General features: G+C 63.4%; 4 protein-coding genes and 1 tRNA gene. 3 read left to right on the top strand and 2 right to left on the bottom strand.

Annotation, left to right across the window (positions count from 1 at the left end; genetic code table 11):
- Positions 1-224: 224 nt before the first annotated feature.
- A tRNA-Ala gene (locus tag ACIQ2A_RS25720) sits at positions 225-300 on the bottom strand.
- A 207-nt stretch (positions 301-507) separates the two neighbouring features.
- Here ACIQ2A_RS25720 and ACIQ2A_RS25715 point away from each other — a divergent pair.
- The 3 genes from ACIQ2A_RS25715 to folD are packed head-to-tail and all read left to right on the top strand — an operon-like array spanning position 508 to position 2,023.
- Entirely contained in the window at positions 508-798 is a 291-nt protein-coding gene (locus ACIQ2A_RS25715) for a YggT family protein (protein ID WP_398484879.1), read from the top strand.
- A 5-nt stretch (positions 799-803) separates the two neighbouring features.
- The gene (locus ACIQ2A_RS25710; protein WP_398484877.1) at positions 804-1,142 is read left to right on the top strand and encodes a DUF167 domain-containing protein; all 339 of its coding nucleotides are present in this window, start codon (positions 804-806) and stop codon (positions 1,140-1,142) included.
- The gene (gene folD / locus ACIQ2A_RS25705; protein WP_398484875.1) at positions 1,139-2,023 is read left to right on the top strand and encodes a bifunctional methylenetetrahydrofolate dehydrogenase/methenyltetrahydrofolate cyclohydrolase FolD; all 885 of its coding nucleotides are present in this window, start codon (positions 1,139-1,141) and stop codon (positions 2,021-2,023) included. Before ACIQ2A_RS25710 ends, folD begins: the two co-directional genes overlap by 4 nt.
- 126 nt (positions 2,024-2,149) lie before the next feature.
- Here folD and ACIQ2A_RS25700 read toward each other — a convergent pair.
- The coding region (locus tag ACIQ2A_RS25700) for a M20 family peptidase (RefSeq protein WP_398484873.1) at positions 2,150-3,432 on the bottom strand (1,283 nt) is incomplete at its 5' end.

Raw genomic sequence — 3,432 nt, 5'->3', positions numbered from 1 at the left:
CTTCAACCTCCGTCCGTCTTCGCCCTAACGGGCTTCGCCGGACACCACGCTTCGCCAAAAGGCTTCGCATGGCTGCGCCACGCGAGGTTTCGTGGAGAGTGTACAGCGAAATAAAGAGGGAGCTTCAACCTCCGTCCGTCTTCGCCCTAACGGGCTTCGCCGGACACCACGCTTCGCCAAAAGGCTCCGCATGGCTGCGCCACGCGAAGCCTTTTGGCGAAGCGTGGTGGACCCAGGCGGGATCGAACCGCCGACCTCGTCATTGCGAACGACGCGCTCTCCCAGCTGAGCTATGGGCCCGTCAAGAACAGCACCGCGAAGCGGCGCAGGTCTGGAATGGGCGCCATTTACAATCCCCGTTAACGGCAAGTCAAGAACGACCCGCGCACGGCGCAAAGTCTCGATTTTCCGGGCTTTTTCGGCCCAGCCTTCCCTTGTTTGCGCAGGCGCGAACCGATATTTAGCCGAAGGTCCAATCCGCGACCCAACCATTGAGCCATTCCCGCCATGCGCGCCGTTCTCGATATCGTGCTGATCATCCTCGATCTCTACGTCTGGCTGCTGATTGCCTCGGCGATCCTGTCCTGGCTGATCGCCTTCAATGTGGTGAACACCCGCAACCAGTTCATCGCCGCCGTCGGCGAATTCCTCTATCGCATCACCGAGCCCGTGCTGGCGCCGATCCGCCGCATGCTGCCGAGCCTCGGCGGCCTCGACCTGTCACCGATCGTCGTGATCCTGATCATCATGTTCCTGCAGCGGGTGATCTCCTATTACATCTATCCGAACGTGATCTGAGCCCGTTGGCTGATCCCTGGCGATATGGCGCCGATGGCGTCAGCATCGCGGTTCGCGTCACGCCGCGCGGCGGCCGTGACGATATCGACGGGATCGAGGTGATGGCCAATGGCCGCGCGGTGCTGAAGCTCCGCGTCCGCGCCATTGCCGAAGGCGGCGAGGCCAATCGCGCCGTAACCGAGCTGCTTGCCAAAAAGCTCGGCGTGCCGAAGCGGGATGTCCGGCTGCTGTCGGGCGCCACCTCCCGCATCAAACAGATCGCCGTGAGCGGCGATGCCAGGAAACTGGGCCTTCTGCTGCGCGACATCGCAGCCAGCCCGTCTGACGACAAGGACACAGCATGACCGCCAGCGTGATCGATGGAAAAGTAATCGCCGCCGAACTCCGCAGCCGCGTGGCCGCCGAGGTCGCGCGCGTGAAGGCCGATCACAGCCTGACGCCCGGCCTCGCCGTGGTGCTGGTCGGCAGCGATCCCGCCTCCGAGGTCTATGTGCGCAGCAAGCACAAGCAGACCCAGGAAGCCGGCATGGCCTCCTTCGAGCACGTGCTGCCCGCCGATGTCGCGCAGGCCGACCTGATCGCGCTGGTGCAGAAGCTGAACGCCGACGCTTCGGTACATGGCATCCTGGTGCAGTTGCCGCTGCCGAAGGGCCTCGACACCCAGGCCGTCATCAACGCCATCAATCCCGCCAAGGATGTCGATGGCCTGCATCCCGTCAATGCCGGCCGCCTCGCCAGCGGCATGGATGCGCTGTCGCCCTGCACGCCGCTCGGCTGCATCATTCTGGCCAAGAGCGTGCATGAGAAACTCGACGGCATGAACGCCATCGTGATCGGCCGCTCCAATCTGGTCGGCCGCCCGCTGGTGCAATTGCTGCTGAACGAGAACGCTACCGTCACCATCGCGCATTCGCGCTCGCGCGACCTGCCAAAGCTGACCGCGCAGGCCGATCTCGTTTTTGCAGCCGTCGGCAAATCCGAAATGGTGCGCGGCGACTGGATCAAGCCGGGCGCCACCGTGATCGATGTGGGTATCAACCGCCTGCCGGCAGCCGATGGCAAATCGAAGCTGGTGGGCGATGTCGCTTATCAGGAAGCGCTGAAGACGGCGGGCGCGATCACGCCAGTGCCCGGCGGCGTCGGGCAGATGACGGTCGCTTGTTTGCTGGTGAACACGCTTCGCGCGGCCTGTGCGATCAATGGGCTGAAGGCTCCGGCGGTGTGACGCATTCACTGTCATCGCCCGCGAAAGCGGGCGATCCAGTAGACACCGCGATCAGCGTGTCGTCACAGCCGCCGCCGCATACTGGATTGCCCGCTTTCGCGGGCAATGACAGTGGAGAGGCATCGCTTACAGCTTCTCCATCAGTCGCCGATAAAACCGGATCATATCCGCATAATTCGCGATGCTGAGCCGTTCATTGGTGCCATGAAAGCGCTTCAGATCTTCGGCATTCGCGCGCACCGGCGAGAAGCGGAAGATGTTGTCGGTCACCCCGGCATAGTTCCGCGAATCCGTCGCGGCCACCATCAATCCCGGCGCCACCAGCGCGTCCGGGAATATCTCGCGGATGGTCGTGTTCAGCGCGCGATATGAGTCGCTCGCGGTCCCCGTCACCGGTGGCGGATCGGTATTGCCGGGATATGCCTTGATCTCGATCTTCTCATTGCCGACCACCTTGCGCACATGCTCGGTGACGCTCGCCTGCGTATCGCCCGGCAGCAGACGGAAATTCACCACCGCCTCGGCATTGCCCGGCAACACATTGTCCTTGTCGCCGGCATTGAAGATCGTCAGCGCGGTGGTCGTGCGCACCGTCGCTTCGGTCGGGCCGCTCTTCTCGAATTCGCGCAGCAGCAACGGCTTGAACAGCCAGAGATTCGACAGCACCACGCGATTGAAGCCGCCCATCTCCGGCGCGATGGTGGCAAACATCTCCGCCACCGTACTGCGGACCTGCATCGGCAGGCGCGCATTCTCCAGATGCGTCAGCGCGGCGCTCATCATGCCGATGGCCGTTTCGCGCGGCGGCATCGAGGAATGGCCGGGGGTCGCACGCGCATTCAGCACCAGCGTCGCATAGCCCTTCTCGGCCACACCGATCAACGCCATCGGCTGATCGAGACCCTTCAGGATTTTTTCGGTGATCAGCAGCCCCTCATCGAGAACGAAATCGAGCTTTACCCCGCGCGACTTCAGCAGCGCCGCGATCGCCTGCGCACCGCGGGTGCCGGAAACTTCCTCATCATGCCCGAAAGCAAAATAGATCGTCCGCTTCGGGCGGAAGCCGGCCTTGGCCAGTGCCTCCACTGCTTCGAGAATGGAATAGAGATTACCCTTGTCGTCCCAGGAGCCGCGCCCCCAGACAAAACCATCGGCAACGACGCCGTCAAAGGGCGGATACTGCCAGTCCTTCTCGGTGCCGGGCGCTACCGGCACCACATCCTGATGCGCGAGCAATGCGATCGGCCCGGCCGCGGGATCGCTGCCCTGCCAGGTGAACAGCAGGCTGTATTGGCCCACGAGTTCGAGTTTGGTCGCCGCGTGAAAAGCCGGGAAGCTGGCCGCGAGATGCGCATGCATCGCCCGCAGCGGGCCGGCGGACTGATCCGGATTGAACGCGTTTGAGATGG

It is taken from the genome of Tardiphaga sp. (assembly GCF_044336785.1).
In the GTDB taxonomy this organism is placed as follows: Bacteria; Pseudomonadota; Alphaproteobacteria; order Rhizobiales; family Xanthobacteraceae; genus Tardiphaga.
The sequence above is the reverse complement of the archived record's forward strand: the minus strand, read 5'-3'. Positions and strand labels throughout refer to the sequence as shown.

Coding starts and splice junctions, on each gene's coding strand:
- ACIQ2A_RS25715 (WP_398484879.1), top strand. CDS start 508: ATGCGCGCCGTTCTCGATATCGTGCTGATCATCCTCGATCTCTACGTC.
- folD (WP_398484875.1), top strand. CDS start 1,139: ATGACCGCCAGCGTGATCGATGGAAAAGTAATCGCCGCCGAACTCCGC.